Below are 20497 nucleotides of genomic sequence, written 5' to 3'. Positions count from 1 at the left end.
GGTTACCGGCGCGGCATCGACGAGACGAGATCCGCGACGCGGGCGGGCGCCCGACCGAGCAGCGCCGCCGTCACGGCGCTTCCCGCGACGAAGCCGTGATCGTCGTAGAAGTCGAACATCGCCGCCAGACGCTCCCGGGTATCCGCGGGCAGGTCGCGGCCGTGGCGCTCCATCCACACCGGGACGGACACCTGCTCGATCTCCACCGACCGCCCGGCGACCGCGCACAGCTGCCGCACACTCACCGAGTCCGGTCCCCCGAGCTCGTAGGTGGCGCCGTGGTGGATGTCCGTACCCTCGACGAGGACACGGGCCGCCACCGTCGCGACGTCCGACAGGGCGACGAACGAGAACGGCGCGTCGGGGTCGTAGGGGACGTCGAGTGCATCGACCGAGCCGTCGAGGACGGATGCGAAGTTCTCCGTGTACGCGCAGGGCTGCAGAACGGTCCACCGCACCCCGGAAGCGTGCAGGATGTCCTCGCAACGCGCCTTGTCGAGGTGGTGCGGCATCGCCGGCGTGTACGGCCAGGCGACGGAGTGGTAGACGACGTGATCGACACCTGCCTCGGCCACCGCCGCGAGGAACCGTTCGAACAGCGCCGGTTCGTCGGGGTGCATGTTCGGGGCGATGAAGTAGACGCCACGGCAGCCCGACAGGGCGTCGACGAGCCCGGCACCGGTCTCGAGGTCGACAGCACGATCCCCCGCCTGCCGAGCGGTGTGCACCACTCGGCGGACGGGGGTCGTGTCTGCTGTCTCCAGCGCCGCGATGACAGCCGTTCCGGTCTTCCCCGCGGCACCGATCACTGCGAGATCGGTGCCGCGGGAGAAAGTGGCCGTCGTCGACATCAGTTGCCGATGAAGTCGTACTCGGCGAACTCGGCACCACCCGACAGGCGGGCGTAACCGGGACCGCGGTCGAAGAAGGGCTCTTCCTCGCCGCGCTCGGCGCGCATCTGCGCACGCAGCGCCTCGGTGGCCTCGACGTCGGCGACGGGCTCCTCCGCCGAGGTGTCCTTCAGGATCACGCCGTAGTCGTCGCGGGCGCCCTCGACGGACACCTTGCGCCACAGCACGTCCCGGACCACCTCGTCGATCGGACGATCGAGCGGGTCGCCCCAGCCACCGCCACCGGTGGTGCGGATGCGCACGACCTCGCCGGCCTTGATCGGCTCGGCGTCCGTGAGGGCGTCGAACTCGCGCTCGTTCGGGCCGCCGGGATCGAGGGTGACGGAGAACGGCTTGCCGGCCTTGCCGCCCTTGACGCCCCAGCAGGCGAGGATCGAACGGTCCGCGATGGACATGAAGTTCGCGTCCTTGAGCATGCGGATGTGCTTCTCGTAGCCGAGACCACCGCGGTAGCGGCCGGCCCCACCGGAATCGATTGCCAGACCCAGCTTCTCGACGATGAACGGGAAACGGCTCTCGGTGAACTCCGTGGGCAGGTTCCGCGAGTCGGGCACCACGTGGATGGTGTCCTCACCGTCGGCGTAGTGCCGGCCGCCGGAGCCGCCGCCGAGCACCTCACGCATGAGGTAGGAGTGGCCGTCGAAGTCCTCGCCGTACACACCGGTGTAGCGGATGGTCTCCTGGTCGGCGGGCATGTTGCCGTCGACCGCCTTGGCGACCACACCGGAGAGCACACCGAGCAGACGCAGGATCACGAACGTGCGAGCGTTGGTGGGAGCGGGGAAGATCGGCGTGATGAGCGTGCCCGGCTCCGGGAACCTCATCTCGATCAGCGGCACGACACCTTCGTTGACGTCCAGTTCCGCCATGCGGTCCGGGGTGTCGGCCAGGTTGCGGAGGATCGGCGCCAGCCACTTGATGAGGAAGTTGCCGTCGGCGTAGTCACCGCAGTGGTTGATCGGGCCCTTCGCCTGCGGACCGGTGCCGTTGAAGTCCAGGATCAGGCGCTCGCCGCCCTCGTCCTCCGGGGAGGTCTTGGTGAGCGTGATGCGCTGCACGTGCAGCATCGGCTCGTCCACACCGTCGTGCTCGGCGTAGTCCTCCCAGGTGTACGTGCCCACCGGGATCTTGCTGAGGATCTCGCGGCGGTACGTCTCGGTGGTCGCATCGAGGATCGCGTCGAAGCAGGCCTCGACGGTCTCGACACCGTAGCGTTCGAACAGCTCCGACAGCCGGCGCGCACCCATGAGGCACGCCGAGCACTCGGCGTCGAGGTCGGCGGCGAGCGAATCGGGCATGCGGGAGTTGCGGGTCATGATGCGCAGTGCCGCCTCGTTGGGAACGCCCTGGTCCCACAGCTTGATCGGCGGGACCATCAGTCCCTCCTCGTACACGGTGGTCGCACCCGAGGGCATGGAGCCCGGGCAGCAACCGCCGATGTCGTCGTGGTGGCCGAAGGCCTGCACGAACGCGACCACCGAGGGCTCGGTGTCGCCGGGGCGGGTCGCGAAGACCGGGACGGTGACACACAGGTCGGGCAGGTGCCCGATGCCGCCTTCGGAGAGGTAGACGTCGTTGTGGAAGAAGACGTCGCCGGGCTTCATCGTCTCGAGCGGGAAGTCCCGCGCCACCGGATGCACGAGCGCCGAGTACGAACGACCGGTGAGCTTGCGCAGGTTGCGGTCGTGGATGCCGGCACGGAAGTCGTGGGCGTCGCGGATCATCGGCGAGCGCGAGGTCCGGGAGATGGAGGTCTCCACCTCCATCTCGACACTGGCGAGATAGCCGGCGACGATCTCGACCAGCACCGGATCGGGAGCGCTACCCGAAGCGTCGGTCAGCCGGAAGGGCTTGCGGGTCGTGGCCGCGGCGGGTTCGAGAGTCGCAGTCATCGGGTGGCTCCGTTCGAGTCGGACGTCTTGCTGAGGCGGATGTTGCCGAAAGTGTCTATGCGAGCGCGGAATCCGGGATGAACCGGGATGGTCGAGCTGAATTCCTCGATCACGGCGGGACCTTCGAGTTCGTCGCCGGCGCCGAGGCGGGCGCGGTCGTACACGCGGGTGGTGACCCACTCGTCGAAGTACGCCTGACGGGTGCCGGTGAGGGCGTCGTCCGCCCCCGTGCCCGGGGCGATCTCGGCGAGTTCCGGTCGCTTGATGGGGCCGATACCGCTGACGCGGAGGTTGACCCATTCCACGTGCTGGTGGGGATCGTTGCGGAAGTCGTAACCGTAGAGCTCACGGTGGGCCTGGTGGAAGCGTTCGGCCGCCTCGTCCATCAGTTCCTGGGTGATGGGGCCGTCGCCGACCGGCACGCGCACCTCGAAGGCCTGGCCGAAATAGCGCAGGTCCGCCGAGCGGGCGTACTGCCGCTGGTCGGGCCCGAATCCCTCGTCCTCCAAAGCGCGTTCGGCCTCGGCCGCGAGGGCGTCGAGTCCGGCCTGCAGTTCGTCGATCTTCAACCGGTCGTGACGGCTGACGTGCGTCTGCACATAGTCGTTGCGGACATCGACGGTGAGCAGACCGAAGGCCGAGACGTTGCCGGGCTCGAGCGGCACGAGGACGTCCTTGAGACCGAGGATGTCGATGAGGCGACAGGCCAGCAGCGACCCGGAGCCGCCGAAGGTCACCAGGGTGAAGTCGCGGACGTCGAGACCACGCTTGACGGTGATCTGGCGCAGCGCGTTGGCCTGGTTCCAGGCCGACACTTCGAGAATGCCCGTGGCGCACGCCTCGAATTCGAGGCCGAGACGGTGTGCGAGCTCCTCGACGCCCTTGCGGGCGAGTTCGGTGTCGAGCGGGATCTCACCGCCGAGCAGGTGGGGAGGGATGCGACCGAGCAGGACGTGGGCGTCGGTGATGGTCGGCTCGTTGCCGCCCTTGGCGTAGCACAGGGGTCCGGGATCGGCGCCCGCCGACTGCGGGCCGACGCGCAGGGTGCCCTCGGGGGTCATCCACGCGATGGAGCCACCGCCGGCGCCGACGGTCACCACGTCGATCATCGGGATCTTGGACGGGTAGACACCCACGCGACCTTCCGTGGTGAGTGCCGGCTCGCCGCCGACGACCACGGTGACGTCCGTGGAGGTGCCGCCACCGTCGCAGGTCAGCACCTGGTCGACACCGGCGACGCCGGCAATCAGGGCCGCACCCAGGGCACCGGCTGCAGGGCCGGAGAGCACGGTCGTGATCGGCTGGTGCACGACCTCCTTCGCCGACAGCACGCCACCGTTGGACTTCATCACGTAGAACGGGATGTCGCGCTGTTCGCCCTCGGCGGAGGAGAACTCGCGGAGCCGGTTCGCGATGTTGTTGACGTAGTTGCGGATGTTGGGCTTGACCGCGGCGTCGACGAGGGTCGTGATGGACCGCTCGTACTCGCGGTACTCGCGCAGCACCTCGCTGGAGATGCTCACGGTCGCCTCCGGGTACTCCTCCATGAGGATGTCGCGGACGCGGCGCTCGTGCTCGGGGTTGGCGTAAGAGTGCATGAGGCACACGCCGACGGTGCGGATCTCGCGGTCCTTGAAGAAGCGGGCGGCGGCGCGGACGTCGTCCTCGTTCAGGGGACGGATCTCGCTGCCGTTGTAGGCGAGACGACCGCGGATGGTGCGGACACGGTCGGCCGGCACGATGCGGTCGGGCTTGACCCAGAAGTAGGAGTTGCCGTAGCCGTCGGGGACCGACTGGCGGGCGATCTCGAGGACGTGTTCGTAGCCCTCGGTGGTGATGAATCCGAGGGTGCCGACCTTGCCCTCGAGGAGCTTGTTGGTCGCGACGGTGGTGCCGTGACTGACGGCGTCGATCGCGTCGCCGGTCTCGCCGAGCTGCGCGAGGACCTTCTCGATGCCTGCGAGGAAGCCGATGGCCGGATCCTGCGGTGTCGACGGGGTCTTCGTGGTGACGATGGCGCCGGACTCGTCGTCCACCGCGACCACGTCCGTGAATGTTCCGCCGGTATCGATACCGACCCGAATCTTCCTGGATCCCATGTTTCCTCCTGGGTTCGTCTCGCCGGTGTCCCACCTGACGTCTGATGACATTCCACCCCCTGAGCGGCGGTGTTTCTTTGTCACATCTCGCCGAACTCGTCGCCTGGAGTTCGGGGTTCGTGCACCTGCCACCTGCAGACGACGGCACCCCCGGGCCGTGATGGCCCGGGGGTGCCGTGGAGATTCGACGAGAAGGTCAGCGTCGGGCGAGGATCGCTCCCAGGGCGACGCCCGCCAGCGCGATACCGGCGCCCACTCCCGCGGACAGCAGAACGGTTGCTACCGAGGGTGTTCCGGCCGGTACCGGTGCAGCGGACGCAGCGGCCACGGGCAGCGCGGTGGTCTTCACACCCGCACCCTCGGCGACCTCGGCCACCTCGGCTCCGTTCATGCCCGCGACAACTTCGGCTTCGGCCGCACTCGGCGCCGCCGGCAGACCGTCGGCGATCACACCGTCGATGCCGTTGAAGAACACACCGGCCATCTTCTTGGCGACACCGGTGATCATCCGTTGTCCGACACCACCGACCATGCCGCCGACGACCGCGTCCGCGTCGTAGGTGAGCACGGTGCCGCCGTCGCGTTCTTCGAGACGCACCGTCACATCGGCCTTGACCGTTCCCGGGGCACCGGATCCCGATGCCGTCATCACGAACGATTCGGGGCGATTCTGCTGCGACAGAACCACTTCCCCGTCGTAGGTGCCCTTGATGGAGGCCACTCCGGCGGTGATGGACAGCTTGTAGTGGTTGTCGTTGATCTGCTCGAGCGACTGCACGCCCGGGATCGTCGCCGCGAGAACACGGCCGTCCTGCAGGCTGTCGTACACCACGTCGGGAGGTGCCTGCAGTTGCGCGGTACCGGCGATTCTCATTCGTTCTCCTTGTTTCGGGACGCCGCGTGGGTCAGACGCAGCTCGAACAACTCCGAGGGGGAAATCGGCATGCTGGTGATCGGGATACCCTCCGCGTCCTCGACGGCCGCGGCGATCACCGCCGACGTCGGGATGACACCGGCCTCACCGGCGCCCTTCATCCCGAGGGGATTGAGTGCGGACGGGGTGACGGTGTGGTCCATCTCGAGAGAGTCGGGCATCTCCGTCACGAAGGGCATGAGGAAGTCCATGTACGACGCGTTGAGCATCTGCCCGTGCTCGTCGTAGACGATCTTCTCGTAGAGTGCGCCGCCGATGCCCTGCGCAACCGCGCCCTGCACCTGGCCTTCGACGATGCGCGGGTTGATGACGTTGCCGCAGTCGTGCACCACCGCGTACCGGAGCACCCGGATCTCGGCGGTGACGGGATCGGTCTCGACGATCGCCGCGTGGATTCCCGACGCGAACGTCGAGGTGGGCGGCGAGTAGTAGCCGGTCGCCTCCAGGCCGGGCTGCTCACCCTCGAGGACGGGCGGCACCGACATGTCGGTCTCGGCGTTCGCGAATCCCGTTGCGCGACGGGATGCGTCGTCGAAGGCGTAGCGGAGCGGGTTCGACAGTACGGCCACGACACCGAGTGGGATCGAGGTGCCCTCCGCGCCGGGTTCGGTGCCCACCACGCACACGTGCCCCTCGCGCAGTTCGAGATCGGCGACATCGGCGTGGAGGTGGTCCGCGGCGATCTTCTTCGCCTTCTCCGCCACCATCTGCGCGGCGACGTGGAAGGCGGATCCGGACATCACGGCACCGCGCGAGGCGAACGTGCCGACCGCGTACCCGAATCGGCGGGTGTCGCCGGTGACGATCTCGACATCGGAGACCGGCACACCGAGATCATCGGCGACGATCTGCGCGAAGGAGGTCTGGTGTCCCTGGCCCTGGGTGGTCAGGCCCGTGGCGGCCTTGACCTTGCCCGAGGTCTCGATGAGCACGTGTGCGCCCTCGTACGGGCCCGGTCCCGTGCCCTCGACGTACGCTCCAACACCGATTCCGACGCGGCGGCCCTCGGCGCGGGCACGTTCCTTGTACTCGGCGAACTCGTCCCAGCCGATGAGCTTCTTGAGCTTGTCCATTCCGGCCTGGTAGTCGCCGGTGTCGTAGATGAGGGGACGACCGTCCTGGAAGATCAGGTGGAAGTCGTAGGGCATCTCCTCGGGGCGGATGAAGTTGGTCTCGCGGACCTCGAGGACATCCTTGCCGAGATGCTTGGCGATGGCGTCCATCGCCCGCTCCATTGCGAACACGCCCTGGGGTCGTCCCGCGCCGCGGTAGGGCGTGACGATGACCGTGTTGGTGTACAGCGAATAGGCGTCCACCCGGAAGGCGCGCGGTTTGTAGGGGCCGAGCACCTGGGTGGAGGTGTTGAGCAGCACGATGATTCCGTACGGCAGGTACGCGCCGTTGTCGTGCCAGATCGAGAAGTCGAAGGCCAGCAGCCTGCCGTCGTCGTCGAACCCGACGGTGACCTCGTGGACCTGCCCGCGCTCGTGGGCGCTCGAGATGAAATGTTCGCGCCGGTCCTCGACCCACTTGACCTCGCTGGAGATCCCGGCCTGCCCCAGCTTGCGGGCGGCCCAGGTGACCATGACCTCCTCGGGCCACGGGTGGACGATCTTCACACCGAAACCACCACCGACGTCGGGGGCGATGCAATGGACCTTGTTGTGCGCCATGCCCAGTCGCGCGGCGATCGCAGCACGGGCGGACGTCGAGGTTTGGGTGGACGTCCAGAAGGTCAGCACCTTCTCGTCGTCGTCCCAGCGGGCGTAGACGCCCTTGCCCTCCATCGGCATCGACGCCGAACGTTCGATCTCGAGGTCGAGGGTCAACGTGTGCGGTGCCGCGGCGAGTTCCGCCTCGATGTCGCCGAACCCGTGCTGGAGGTGCGCCGCGACGTTGTCGGGCACATCCGGATGGACGACGTGCTCGGCGTTGCGTGCGGTGTCGACACCGACCACGGCAGGAAGGGCCTCGTAGGTGATGTCGATCAGCGCGCAGGCGTCCTCGGCGATGTACCGGTTGTCGGCCACGACCATCACGATCGCCTCACCGACATGGTTCACCTCGTCCTTGGCGAGCGGATATCCGTTGCGCGGAGCGGTGATCGCGGGGTGCGGGATGAGCAGTGGGAGATTCTCGGCCATCTCGGGCGAGTCGGCCTCGAGATCGTCGTAGGTGTAGATGGCGTGCACGCCCGGCAGTTCGAGAGCCGCATCGACGGCGATGTCGAGGATGCGGGCGTGCGCGTGCGGCGACCGGACGAAGGCCGCGGCGAGCGCGCCGTGCCCGAGATCGTCGAGATAGCGGCCATTACCGCTGACGAGCCGGTTGTCCTCGACACGCGGGATGGGCTTGCCGAACGACTTGCCCGACTCGGTGGCACCACCGATGTCGGCGGGGGCGAGGTCGGTTGCCGTGCTCGTCGAGACCGAGGTGGAGACGGGCGAATCGGAGACGCTGGTCATGCTCGTCCTGCCTTTCCTCCGACCGGAGCGGTGGCGCCGCGGACCTTGGCGTCGAGCGAGGCGCGTGCCGCCTCGCTGTCGGGGCCGAGCGGTGAGCCTCCGGACCGTTCGCGCTTGATCTCGGCGGCGCGCAGCACGGCCGCCCGGATGTTCTGGTAGCCCGTGCACCGGCAGAGGTTGCCGGCGATCGCATCGGTCGCCTCCTCGTGGGTGGGCGACGGGTTCTCCTCGAGGAAGGCGGCGATCGTGGTGACGAATCCCGGTGTGCAGAAACCGCATTGCAGACCGTGGCAGTCGACGAACGCCTCCTGCACGGGATGCAGGGTGCCGTCCGGTTCGACGAGCCCTTCGACCGTCGTCACCGAGCGGCCCTCGAGGCTCGCAGCGAGCACGAGGCACGACCGCACCGGCTTGCCGTCGAGCAGCACCGTGCACGCGCCGCACACACCGTGCTCGCATCCCACATGGGTCCCGGTCTGGCGGAGGTGATGACGGATCGCGTCCGATGCCAGCGTGCGCGAGGGCAGCACCACGGTCTGCGTCACGCCGTTGAGGGTGAAGGTCACGGCGACGTGGTGCTCGCCGGTCTCCGCCTGCAGCTCGTCGACCTGTTCGGCGACGGTCCGCCGCGAGGCATCGCGACCACCCTTGTGGATCGAGCTCGTCATCGACTTCCTCCCGTGTGCATCGGTACCCGTGTGTCGTCGCGGATCGCGTCCTGCGCGGCCGCGAAGCCGACACGGCCGGTCAGTGCCGCCACCAGCTGCGACCGGTAGCGGTCGGTGGCGTGGATGTCCGCCTCCGTCTCGACGGTCTCGCGTGCCTTCTCCGCGACCTGCTGCCAGAGCGGGTCGCGCTCGTCGTGCGCCGAGGCTCCGCGCAGGATGTCGGTGTAGTCGACGACCTGCCCGAGTTCTCCCGCGGAGACGTAGGTCATCCGGGCGGACGTCACCGCGCCGTCCTCGACCTCCACCTGCGCGACCACGCCGACGAGTGCGTAGTCGCCGTGGCGTCGTGCGATCTCGTCGATGGCGGTGCCGGTGCCCGGCCGCGCAGCCGGCACCGTCACGCTGGTGGCGATCTCGTCGGCCTCGAGGGTCGATTCGAGCGCCCCGGCGAACAGCTCGGCGGCGGGGATCTGCCGGACTCCGCGGACGGAGCGAACGGTGAGCGTTCCCCCGAGCAGCGACAGCACGGCCGGCATCTCCGCGGACGGATCGGCGTGGACGATCGATCCCACGGTCGTTCCGCGATTGCGGATGGTCGGGTGTGCGACCAACCGGAGCGCGCGGCCCAGCAGGGGCTGGACCTGCGCGACCGTCGAATCGGATTCGAGCGCTGTGTGGGTGGTGAGAGCGTCGAAGGTGACGCCGAGTTCCGGTGAAGCGGAGATCGCGTCGAGGCGCGGGATCGAGCCGATGTCGACGAGGTGAGCCGGTGCCGCCAGGCGCATCGACAGCAGTGGAATCAGTGACTGGCCGCCGGCGAGCACTTTGCCCTCGTGCGCGACCCCCGCGAGGATCTCGCAGGCTTCATCGATCGACCGCGGTCGGTGGTAGGTGAGTGGCGACGGTTTCATTGAACAGATCCTGCCCGCATAGTGTGATCGGCGTTTCGTGGAGAAGTGACAAAGCTCACCGGTCGACAATGTCAGATGTAATAGAGGTCACGCGAACTCCTTCAGCCTCCCGGCGCCGCTCTCCCCGTCGGGATCGGGCTCCGTCCGGACCGGTTCTCCCTGATCGGAGGGGGTATCGGGATCCTCGGGGGCGATGTCCTTGGGGGCGATGACCCGGCACAGGTGGTAGAGACCGATAACGACGATGGTGCCCAGCGCGATGCCGCTCAGCGAGAACGTGTCGGTGAACTCGAGGCTGGTGTCGCCGATGGCGATGATCAGGCCGGCCGCGACGGGCATGAGGTTGCGCGGGTCGCCGAAGTCGACGCCGTTCTCCTTCCAGATCTTGGCGCCGAGCAGGCCGATGATGCCGTAGAGGACCACGGTGATGCCGCCGAGCACGCCGCCGGGGGTCGCGGAGATGACCGCGCCGAACTTCGGGGAGAAGCCGAGGAGCATCGCGATGACACCGGCCGCGGCGTAGGCGGCCGTCGAGTACACGCGGGTCGCGGCCATGACGCCGATGTTCTCCGCGTAGGTCGTCGTCGGGGAACCGCCGACACCGGTGGCGAGGGCCGTGGCGAGACCGTCACCGGCCAGCGCGCGTCCCATCATGGGGTCGAGATCGGTCTTGGTGATCTCGGCGACCGCTTTGACGTGTCCGGCGTTCTCCGCGATCAGGGCGATGACGCCGGGCAGCACGAGCACGATGAAGGTGAGGCTGAACGACGGGGCATGGATGCCGACGACACCGGCGGCTTCGTCCGTGAACGGCGGCAGACCGAACCACGGCGCGGACGCGACGCCGTCCCAGTTCACGCGGAAGTGTTCGGTGACGGCGTCGGCACCGGCGTCGTAGGAGGTGATCGGTCCGCTGATCCGGTCGAGGATCCACGACAGTGCGTAGCCGAACAGCAATGCCAGGAAGATGGCGACGCGGCCGAGGAAGCCGCGCAGCACGACACTGCCCACGATCAGCGCGATCATCACCGTCAGCGCGACCCACTGATCCTGCGGCCAGTAGGTACCGGCCACCACCGGCGCCAGGTTGAAGCCGATGAGCATGACCACCGCGCCGGTGACGACCGGCGGCAGGATCTTGAAGACCAGCGAGCCGCCGAGGAAGTGGATCACCACACCGATCGCGGCGAGCACGAGCCCGGAGACCATGATCGCACCGGTGACCTCCGACGGCGAGCCGCCCTGGGCGTAGATCGCGGCGATGCCGCCGACGAAGGCCGCGGAGGTACCGAGATAGCTGGGGATCCGGCCCTTGACGACAGCGAGGAAGAACAGGGTGCAGAAGCCCGAAAGCATGACTGCGAGTTGCGGGTTGAGTCCCATGATGATGGGGAAGACGAAGGTGGCGCCGAACATCGACACCACGTGCTGGCCGCCCAGGCCGATGGTGCGGCCCCAACTCAGGCGCTCCATCGGCGCCACGACCTGTCCCGGTTCTATGTTCTTGCCGTCTCCGTGCACTGTCCAGATGGGCATATCGGACCTTTCAGCAGAGTGTGGGTGCCGATAGCGTTCACGTGGATCGTTACGCCTGTGTTGCCGATCACACGTGTACTTCGGTAGCCGCAAACGCTAACGGAGCAGCTCCGGCCCGGCGTGGGAGGAATCTGCCAGGAGCGACCTTCCGAAATTGGCAAGATCGGTGGTTGATCGTCAGGAATCGATCCCGCGCATCGCGATGATCTTGAGGGCGAGCGAAAGGTCCAGCCGCAGTTCGGGCTGCTCGGTGAAGGGACCGAGGATCTTTTCGAGTTTCGCCACACGATAGCGCAGAGTGTTGTAATGAAAATGTAACTGGCGCGCGGCTTCTGCGATGTTGATGTTGGTGGCGAGGAGCACCTCGAGGGTACGGCACATGTCCTGCGCCTCGGCCGTGCCGTCGGTCAGTTCCTTGAGCGTCTCGCGCGCGAACGACTCGAGTTCCTCGGTGTCCTCGACGAGGCTCAGCAACCGGTACACACCCAGATCGTCGAAATGGGTCACCGCCCACGGCCCGGAGATCTTGCGCCCCACTTCGAGTGCCGTGCGCGCCTGGGCGTAGAGCACCGGCAGGTCGTCGGTGGACGACGACGCACGCGAGACCCCCACACCGAACGGGCGACGTCCTCCCCCACCGGCTCCGCGCACCTGGGCGACGAGTTCGTGCACGAGGGTCATCGTGTCGCTGCCCTCACCCATGAGCACGACGGTCTCGGTCGCCAGGGCCGTGACGGACGCTCCGGAATCGCGGCCGGCGAGCGCACCCGCGAACGCGCGGGCCTGCCGTTCCACGACGGGCAGTCGCGCCGGTGCCGCCGAGGAATCGTCGTCCACGCGATCGGGTTCGACGGCGACCACCACCACCGGGCGGTCGAGATTCCAGCCGAACATCTGGGCGTGCACGATCACCTGTTCGGGTTCACCGGCGCGGCCGCGCAACAGGTCCCGGACGAAGTTGGCCCGGTGCTTCTCCTCGACCGCCGACACTGCGAGTTCACGACTGACGACGAGCGCACACACCGTCGCCGCCTGCTCCACGAGATACAGATCCGGCGCGGAGAGATCGCGTGCGGGACAGAAGAACACGAGCCGGCCGTGGTCTATGCCATTGGCGGAGATCGCGGCGATCGCCACGTACTCGTTGCCGAATCGGTGCAGACCGAGCCCGCCCTCGATCGAATCGGTCCGCACCCGGCCAGTCGCGTCGACAGCCGCCGTCGAGGACAGCCAGGCGAAATCGGACTCTTTTCCGGCCCTGTAGGTCTGGCGTCCGTCGGGCGTGGTGATCAGAACCGCCCCGCCGAGCCGGCGCGAGATGCCTTCGGCGAGCGCCCTGTGCCCACCACCCGCCATGACGATCTCGAGCAGCCCGCGACGGAGGTGATCCGCCTCGAAGACCGCTTCCACCTGAGCGACGGCCATGTCGCGGAGATCCCGCGCGAGACGGTGATCCGCGACGACCTCCTCCGGCGTCGTCAGCACAGGGAGGGGAACGTCGTCCGTGAGACCCTGCGGCAGCGGGTGTCCGGTGTCGAGTCGGACCACCAGAGCCGAGACCTCGCTCCGGTCCAGCCGCGCCAGGAAGTCGGCGATCGGCACGGCGAGTCGCGCGAGCACGGTGGTGGAGGTGACGAGCAGCAGTCCCGGACGCAACCAGGGACCGATCTCGGGGAGCATCATCACCGCGACCCCGGTGACGGCTCGCGCCGTGGAGACGTCACCGGCGAGCACCGTCGGTGCGACGAGGAAGCCCGAGGAGACGACGTCCGTGAGCGGGCAGGGTTCGAATGCGACCGCTGCGCTGTCCTCCGGATCGGCTGCGCTGCGATCCGGTTCGGCTGCGCTGGGCCCCGGTTTCTCAGCCTTGCGCACCGTCACAGCAATACCCGTCCACCTGCCAGTCGTTCACCCCTGCGTGGGAGACACGTGACATTAGAGGGCTGTGGCAACACCGTCAATCGCAGGCGGACAAGCCGCAGGTCGGGCAGCACGTCCCGCCGGGACCCGGTGGATGGGTCCGCGCAGTGTCGCGAGGCTGCGTCCGGTGGCACCGCGCGTGCTCACGAGGACCTCGGCGAAGATCGACACGGCCGTTTCCTCCGGGGTGCGCGCCCCGAGGTCGAGTCCGATCGGCGAGTGCAGCCGTCCCAGTTCGTCGGCGGACAGACCGGCCTCGCGCAACAGGGCGACCCGGCGCTCGTGCGTGGAGCGGCTGCCCATCGCCCCGATGTATCCGGCCTCGCAGCGGAGGGCCCGTTCGAGCAGTGGGATGTCGAACTTCTCGTCGTGGGTGAGCACCGCGACGACCGTGGTGGGGTCGATCGGCGCCGACTCGAGGAAGACGTGCGGCCACGCCACCACGACCTCGTCGGCGTCGGGGAATCGGGCGGGCGTCGCGAAGACGGGCCGGGCGTCGATCACCGTCACGCGGTAACCGGCAAACTTCCCCAGCGTGCACAGGGCGGACGCGAAGTCGATGGCACCGAAGACGTACATCCGCGGTCGCGGCGCGAAGATCGCCACGATCTGCGCACGCCCCTCGTCGACATAGACCTCCGAATCGCCGTAGGACAGGCGCAGGCGCACCTCGTCCCCGACGTCGGTGCCGTCGTCCCCGTCGAGGGTGACCACACGATGGTCGGCGGACTCCCGATCGGTAACGACGGCGACCGGCTCTCCAGCCCCGATCCGCCGTGCCACCTCGGGGAACTCGGGATAGGTCGCGGCATCGACCCGCTGCACGAACACCTCGATGGTGCCGCCGCAGGTCAGACCCACTCCGAAGGCGTCGTCGTCAGTGACGCGGAAGACCTCGGTCCGTGCACGCCCGTCGGCGAGCACGTCACCCGCGATGTCGTACAGCGCGCCTTCGATGCACCCTCCCGAGACACTGCCCACCACCTCGCCCGACCGCGAGACGGCCATCGCGGCGCCGGGTTCGCGCGGCGACGACTTCCAGGTGCGCACGACGGTTGCGAGCGCGAACGTCTCACCGTCGTCGAACCATCGCGACAGCTCGTCGAGAATGTCCCGCACAGCGGTCTCCTTACCGGTGTGTCACAGACGCGCGGCGACGGCCAGCGCGACGTGGTCGTGGAAGGGGCGCGCGACGACCTGCACGCCGATGGGCATGCCGTCACTCGTCCGCCCGACAGGGACGACGACGGACGGGAGGCCGGTGACGCTGATCGTGCGGCAGCTCGCCAGTGCCTCCTGCCAGGTGAGCAGCCGGTCGCCGACAGCGAAACGATCGTCGCTGAGCGGAGGCGCCCCGATGGACGCGACCGGCAGCACCAGCACGTCGCCCATCTCGTCGAGCAGGCGATGGATCAGCGCGGTGCGCCACGCCCAGAGGCCCTCCACCTCCCGATGTTCGGCGCGACCGGCCGTGGACAGCAGGTCGCGGATGACAGCACCGAAGCGGTCGGTCCTCGCCAGCGCGTCGATGTCGGCGTGGGTCTGGGTGGCCCTCAGCCGCCCGAACAACTCGTTCCCCTCTACCAGGGCCGACCCGCGGTATTCACGGGCACCGAGGCGCCGCGCGCTCTCGCGGACGACGTCCTCGATCTCGTCGTCGACGGGCACGGTGCCCTCCCCGGGCGCCCAGGTGATCGTCAGCGTGTCGACGTCGACGGTCGCCGGGTCGGTCCACGCGACGTGCGGTTCGGAGATCATGCGCAGGGCGAGGACGAGGTCGCCGAGGTTCCGTGTCATGGGCCCGACGGTCTGCAGCGCGCCGTGCACCGTCGTCGGATTGGCACGTACATGATCGCCGACGAGCACCCCCGGGTACTGGCCGTCCGCGGACACCCGGCCGACGGTGGGGCGGATCGAGCACAGGCCGGTGCAGTGCGCGGGCCAGCGCACGGACCCGCCGAAATCGGTGCCCAATCCGAGGACGCTCATGCCCGACGCGATCGACGCGGCTTCGCCCCCGCTGGATCCGCCGGGTGAGCGCGGCGACTCGGGGCTGCCGAGCGGGTTCACGGCCGGTCCGAACATCTCGTTGTCGGTGAGCCCGGAGGTCCCGAACTCGGGCGTGTTGGTCTTGCCGACGAGGATCGCGCCGGCCGCCTTCATCGCGGCGACGGCCGGTGCATCGACGACGGGGACGTTGTCGGCCAGCGCCCTCGAGGCGGCCGTCGTGCGCACGCCTGCGGTGGCGATGAGGTCCTTGACGGTGAACGGCACCCCGGCGAGCGGACCGGCCACCTCGCCGCGGTCGAGGCGTCGGTCGAGGGCGTCGGCCTCGGCGAGGGCACTCTCCGCCGCGACGGTGACGATCGCGTTGAGGCGCGTGTTCTGCTCGGCGATCAGGGCGAGATGGTCCTCGACGACCCGACGGGCGGTGACCTCGCGGTTGCGGACCACGGCGGCGATCGACCGCGCGTCGGTGCCGGTCCACGTGCCGGTGCGCTCGGTGTCGAGCGTCGGGGATCGACCGTCTACCGCCACTGGCCCTCCTTGGTCTGCGTTCGACGAGAACGCTATGGCCGGCTCCGGGCCCCTCCTACGTCCACACTCCACAGGAAGCCGGTCGCCGCGGTGTGAAGAGTTGATACTTTCCCGCCGGAACGGGCCTGAGAGGATCGGGGAATGATTCCGTCCTGGGCTCGTCTCGCGTTCGCCGTATTCGCGGTGAGCTGGGGCGCCAATCAGTTCGCTCCGATGCAGCTCGTCTACCGCGACCACCTGGGACTCGGCAGCGACTCGTTCACCGCCATGCTCGGCTCCTACATCGTCGGGTTGATCCCCGCCCTGCTCTACTTCGGGCGCGTGGCCGACCGGATCGGGCGTCGTCCGGTGATCCGGGCGATGATCCCGGTGAGCATCCTGTCGTCGATCGTCCTGCTTCTCGGCGCCGATATCCCGGCGTTGCTGTATCTCGGCCGGGTCCTCGCCGGATTGGCATCCGGGATGGCGTTCGGAGCAGGCACCGCGTGGATGAAGGAACTGAGCGAAGGTCCAGGTGTGGGAGCGCGCCGAGCCGCCGTCTCACTGTCGGCGGGATTCGGCAGCGGCGCCCTGTTCGCCGGTCTCATCGCGCAGTGGCTGCCCGCCCCCGACCGTCTGCCCTATCTCGTGCACATCGCTCTGATGGTGGTCGCGCTGGTACTGGTGTGGACCGTCCCCGACGCCCACCGGCCCCGCACCGTGCAGGGCTCGTGGCGCCTGTCGACGCTGTCGTCCCCGCGCTTCCGCTGGGGTGTCGTGCCGTGGGCCCCGTGGGTCTTCGGATGCGCGACCGTCTCGTTCGCCACGATGCCGCCGATCGTCTCGGGCCGCGTGGACAGCGTGGCCGTCGCGTTCACCGGCGTGGTCGCCGCCCTGACCCTGCTCACCGGTGCGTTGATCCAGCCCGTGGCCCGGCGCATCACCCGGCACGGTGAGGACCGTGGCGTCTGGACGGGGGTGGGTCTCGGTGTGCTGGGCTTCGTGACCGCCGGCGTCGCAGTGCTCGTCGACGGCCCGGTATCGGTGCTTGCCGTCCTCGTCACCGCCGTCCTTCTCGGCGGGGGTTACGGCATGCTGCTCGTCTCCGGTCTCGTCACCGTCGAGCACATCGCTCCGCCGGACGAGCTGGCGCAGACCGTCGCCGTCTTCTACTGCCTGATCTATCTGGGTTTCGCGGTGCCCTTCGTCATCTCGCTCGCCGCACCCCACGTCGGGTTCGTCGCATGCTTCGCGGTCGCCGTGGCACTGCTCGTGCTCGCGCTCGTCCCCCGGAAGTTGCTCGCCGATCAGGAAGCGACCCTCGTCGGCTCGCGCTGAGCGAGGCCGACGGGACTCTGGACGCGCACCTGCTCGAGCAGATCCGACAGCGCACCGGCGACCTCCTCGGGACGGTCGGCGAGCACGCGGTGACCGGCACCGACGAACCGCACGAGGTTCGCGTGCGGCAGCCGCGCCGTCATCATCTCCGACAACGACAAGGGCACGAAGACGTCCTCCGTGCCCGCCGCGACGACCACCGGCACTCTGGCGAGCACATCGAGGGCGGCGGACTCGTCGAGCACCGCGAAGTCGGCCAGCAGTCGCGACCAGGTGACGACGGAGGTCTCGTTCGACAGCGCCGATCCGACCACCCGCAGCCACGATTCCTCCGTGCGCCTGCGTGCGGCAACCGTGCACACCCGGCCCCCGGCGCGTTTCGACAACTCCATGACGCGCGGTGCACGCGACACCGCCCGGTGCACGATGAAGGCGGCCGGATGCCGCAGATAGCGTCCGATACCGCCGTCCGCGAGCCCCGATGCTGCGGTGGCGAACAGGCCGACACCCACGATGCGGTCGCCGACGGCGTCAGGGTGACGACGGACGTAGGACAGTGCGACCATGCCGCCCATCGAATATCCCGCCAGCACCACCGGTCCGTCCGGCGCGAGGGTCCGGAGCACCGCGTCGAGGTCGTCGGCCATCCCGGAGACCGTGCACGCCGTGACGTCGCCGGTCCCGGAACGACCGTGTCCTCGCTGGTCGTAGCGGACGATGCGCAGACCCGGCAGGTCCACCGATTCGCAGACGGCATCCCAGCTCGCGGCGTCCTGGCAGTGGCCGTGCAGGCACACGAGGGTCAGACCCGCATCCCGCGATCCGGTCACCGTGGTGGCCAACGGCACTCCGTCGTCGGCAACCACGGTCACACGAGCGATCGTGTTCGGGTCCGTACTCGACGTCGGCTCGGCCATCTCGCCTCCTGCACAGCGCATCTGCAGGAGTTGTCGCGTCGCCCTCGGGTGCCGTTAACCGCCGACATCGAATCGTGACGTCCGGTCGTCAGCGCGGGGCGAGCGCCCGGATCATCGGTGCGGGATCGCCCGAGGGCACCAGGGCGATGGCCGGGGTGGTCACACCTGCCTCGACGTAGCGCTCCACATGCTCGCGGCAGGCCTCGGGTTCGCCGTGGATCACGAGGGCGTCGACCACGTGGTCCGGGATCGCTTCGAGGGCGGCCTTGCGGTCGCCTTCCGCCCACGCCTTCCACATGCCGGCGAAATCGTCCGAACGGCCGAGGAATTCGTGGAAGGCCCGATAGACGGGGACGTTCATGTAGGCGGCGATCATGCGGCGGCCGATGGCGCGGGCGGTCTCGGTGTCGAAGCCGGGGAGCACGAAGATCCGCGCGACGATCTCCTTGTTCTCGCCGCCCTCGTGGACGTAGGGCGCCACGGTGCGGACGTCGTCGGCGGACAGCCAGTTGATGATGGCGCCGTCGGCCTCACGCCCGGCCAGACGCAGCATGCCCGGGCGCAGTGCCGCCAGCAGCACCGGCGGCGCCGGGTCGGGTACGACGCCGGCCCGGAAGCCGTCGACGGCGAAGGTGTCGTACTTCTCGGAGACCTTCTCCCCCGCCAGCGCCGCACGCAGGAACCGCAGGGTGTCACGGGCACGCTTGAACGGTTCCTCGAAGGGGATGCCGTTCCACTTCTCCACGATGACGTCGGAGGAGGTGCCCACCCCGAGCACGAAGCGGCCGGGTGCGGCGGCGGCGAGGCTCGCGGCCGACATGGCCAGCGTCGCGGGGCCGCGAGTGTAGACGGGGACGATCGCGGTACCCAGGCGCAGGCCGGGAGCCCACACGCTCGCGAGGGTCAGCGGGGTGAACGCATCGGCAGCGCCGGCCTCGGACGACCACACGTCCGTGTACCCGAGATCGGGGAGCTCTTCGATGATGCGTCGCTGGTCGGGCAGGGGGATGCCGTCGAGCGGGACGGTCAGGCCCCATCGTCGTGTCGTGTTCTCCGTCATGACCGTCACCCTAGCCACACTGTGGTTCAGGTCATATCCGGGCGTGTCCCGCCCCGGGCGATCGAGCCCGCCCCGCGCCCACTCCGGTCCTCGGTGTCCGGCGTGTTCGACACCCACTCTCGCCACCGTGTCCGGAAAGTGCGGCATCACCGCGTTTTTCGATCGACGATCGACGAAGGGGAAACCTCCCGGCCCGTCACCGCGGCGAGGTTCGACGATGCGAATCTCGTGTCGGCCGCCGGGCTCGTTCCGATCATGGGTTTGGCACAGAACTGCGGCCTGCAGGCTCTCGCCGACGAACACCTCAGCGTTCCCATCGACAAGGGTGCGCACTCCGGCGACAAGATCGGATCACTCATCGCAGGATTGATCACCGGCGCCGACAGCATCGCCGACGTGGCACTACTACGGCACGGGGCGATGGGAACACTCTTCGACCGTCCGTATGCACCCTCGACCCTGGGATCGTTCCTGCGCACCTTCACCTTCGGACACGTCCGGCAACTCGGGTGCCGTCGCCTCCGTCAAGCTCCACCGCCATCACGCGATCATCGAGCAGGTCCACGCGGACCTGAAGAACTCCGCGCTTGCTCGTGTGCCGTCGTCTCGGTTCACTGCCAATGCCGCGTGGCTGGTCTGCGCGGTGATGGCGTTCAACCTCACCCGCGCCGCAGCCGCCGCCACCGGCGATCCGAAGCTGGTCAGGGCAACCACCGGAACTGTCCGGCGGACCCTCGTGTCGGTTCCCGCACGGATCGCGTCGTCGGCGCGCCGGTTGACGTTGCATCTACCCCTGCGCGGGCCGTGGGAACCGGCGTGGAACTCCCTGTTCGACACAGCGTTCGGGCGGAACCGGCCGATCGTCGGCTAACCGGCTCGTCCTTGCCTGTCTACGACACGAAAGATCCAGTGGAACAACCCGGCACGAGCGGTCAGGCGGTCAGCTGTGTCCAGACTCTGTCCGAAGGTGCGCAAAGGAAGTCACGACGACCGCATCAGCCGATCGGTGCATTGAGGCTAAATCCTGTTGACGGCGCTCGGAAGTCGGACAGTTCCGACCACGCTGATGCCGTCCCGACGGAGGTCCGCGATCTGGATCCGCTAGTGCCGCACCCGTGAACCTTTGCCCCGTTCTCGCCGACACGCCGACCGGTTGCGGCGTGTCGGCCACGGGATCGGTCAACCTGGTCGAGTGGCAGAACGAGTACGAGTGCGAGAACTCGATGACGACGAAGGCAAGCGGCTGGTGCGGATCATCCGCCGTGGCACCGGATCGGTGGTGACCTGGCGGCGCGCCCAGATGATCCTGCTCTCCGCCCAGAACATGCC

At 68.5% G+C, this 20497-nt stretch carries 14 protein-coding genes and 2 pseudogenes; 3 read left to right on the top strand and 13 right to left on the bottom strand.

All coding sequences use genetic code 11. The features are described 5' to 3' along the window. Positions 1–2: 2 nt before the first annotated feature. The 11 genes from K3M35_RS21930 to K3M35_RS21880 form a co-directional block, all read right to left on the bottom strand. Positions 3–851 (bottom strand): SDR family oxidoreductase, encoded by an 849-nt coding sequence (locus tag K3M35_RS21930; RefSeq protein WP_039586499.1) that lies wholly within the window; start codon positions 849–851, stop codon positions 3–5. After that, positions 851–2803 carry a hydantoinase B/oxoprolinase family protein gene (locus K3M35_RS21925; RefSeq protein ID WP_006551022.1) on the bottom strand — a complete coding sequence of 651 codons (1953 nt, stop codon included), beginning with the start codon at positions 2801–2803 and terminating at the stop codon, positions 851–853. The genes K3M35_RS21930 and K3M35_RS21925 overlap by 1 nt, the downstream gene beginning before the upstream one ends. After that, complete coding sequence (locus tag K3M35_RS21920; protein WP_220666969.1) at positions 2800–4902, bottom strand: hydantoinase/oxoprolinase family protein; 2103 nt, start codon at positions 4900–4902, stop codon at positions 2800–2802. Before K3M35_RS21920 ends, K3M35_RS21925 begins: the two co-directional genes overlap by 4 nt. Before the next feature lie 196 nt (positions 4903–5098). Further along, positions 5099–5776, bottom strand: a complete 678-nt coding sequence (locus K3M35_RS21915) for a carbon monoxide dehydrogenase subunit G (protein ID WP_039586497.1) — start codon at positions 5774–5776, stop codon at positions 5099–5101. Further along, entirely contained in the window at positions 5773–8301 is a 2529-nt protein-coding gene (gene cutA / locus K3M35_RS21910) for an aerobic carbon-monoxide dehydrogenase large subunit (RefSeq protein WP_006551026.1), read from the bottom strand. Before cutA ends, K3M35_RS21915 begins: the two co-directional genes overlap by 4 nt. Beyond that, complete coding sequence (locus K3M35_RS21905; protein WP_006551027.1) at positions 8298–8969, bottom strand: (2Fe-2S)-binding protein; 672 nt, start codon at positions 8967–8969, stop codon at positions 8298–8300. Before K3M35_RS21905 ends, cutA begins: the two co-directional genes overlap by 4 nt. After that, positions 8966–9880, bottom strand: coding sequence for a xanthine dehydrogenase family protein subunit M (locus K3M35_RS21900; RefSeq protein ID WP_220666968.1), 915 nt, complete (start codon positions 9878–9880; stop codon positions 8966–8968). The genes K3M35_RS21905 and K3M35_RS21900 overlap by 4 nt, the downstream gene beginning before the upstream one ends. A gap of 87 nt (positions 9881–9967) precedes the next feature. Then, on the bottom strand, positions 9968–11416 hold the full coding sequence (locus K3M35_RS21895; protein WP_006551031.1) for a uracil-xanthine permease family protein: 1449 nt from the start codon (positions 11414–11416) through the stop codon (positions 9968–9970). A gap of 177 nt (positions 11417–11593) precedes the next feature. Then, positions 11594–13297 carry a PucR family transcriptional regulator gene (locus K3M35_RS21890; protein WP_024102180.1) on the bottom strand — a complete coding sequence of 568 codons (1704 nt, stop codon included), beginning with the start codon at positions 13295–13297 and terminating at the stop codon, positions 11594–11596. 54 nt (positions 13298–13351) lie between these two features. Further along, positions 13352–14455 carry an XdhC family protein gene (locus tag K3M35_RS21885; RefSeq protein WP_006551033.1) on the bottom strand — a complete coding sequence of 368 codons (1104 nt, stop codon included), beginning with the start codon at positions 14453–14455 and terminating at the stop codon, positions 13352–13354. 21 nt (positions 14456–14476) lie between these two features. Then, complete coding sequence (locus K3M35_RS21880) at positions 14477–15874, bottom strand: amidase (RefSeq protein ID WP_220666967.1); 1398 nt, start codon at positions 15872–15874, stop codon at positions 14477–14479. A gap of 141 nt (positions 15875–16015) precedes the next feature. Here K3M35_RS21880 and K3M35_RS21875 point away from each other — a divergent pair, with 141 nt between their 5' ends. Beyond that, positions 16016–17191, top strand: a complete 1176-nt coding sequence (locus K3M35_RS21875; RefSeq protein ID WP_220666966.1) for an MFS transporter — start codon at positions 16016–16018, stop codon at positions 17189–17191. Here the strand turns inward: K3M35_RS21875 and K3M35_RS21870 are convergent. Then, positions 17161–18108, bottom strand: coding sequence for an alpha/beta fold hydrolase (locus K3M35_RS21870; RefSeq protein ID WP_019290754.1), 948 nt, complete (start codon positions 18106–18108; stop codon positions 17161–17163). The genes K3M35_RS21875 and K3M35_RS21870 overlap by 31 nt on opposite strands. 88 nt (positions 18109–18196) lie before the next feature. Further along, positions 18197–19168, bottom strand: a complete 972-nt coding sequence (locus tag K3M35_RS21865) for an LLM class F420-dependent oxidoreductase (protein WP_019290753.1) — start codon at positions 19166–19168, stop codon at positions 18197–18199. Positions 19169–19423: 255 nt separating this feature from the next. Here K3M35_RS21865 and K3M35_RS21860 point away from each other — a divergent pair. Continuing rightward, positions 19424–20039, top strand: a pseudogene (locus tag K3M35_RS21860) (transposase). A 321-nt stretch (positions 20040–20360) separates the two neighbouring features. Beyond that, positions 20361–20497, top strand: a pseudogene (locus tag K3M35_RS26735) (IS630 family transposase); the annotation flags it as partial.

The organism is Rhodococcus sp. DMU2021 (assembly GCF_019641445.1).
Lineage (GTDB): Bacteria > Actinomycetota > Actinomycetes > Mycobacteriales > Mycobacteriaceae > Rhodococcus > Rhodococcus pyridinivorans.
The sequence above is the reverse complement of the archived record's forward strand: the minus strand, read 5'-3'. Positions and strand labels throughout refer to the sequence as shown.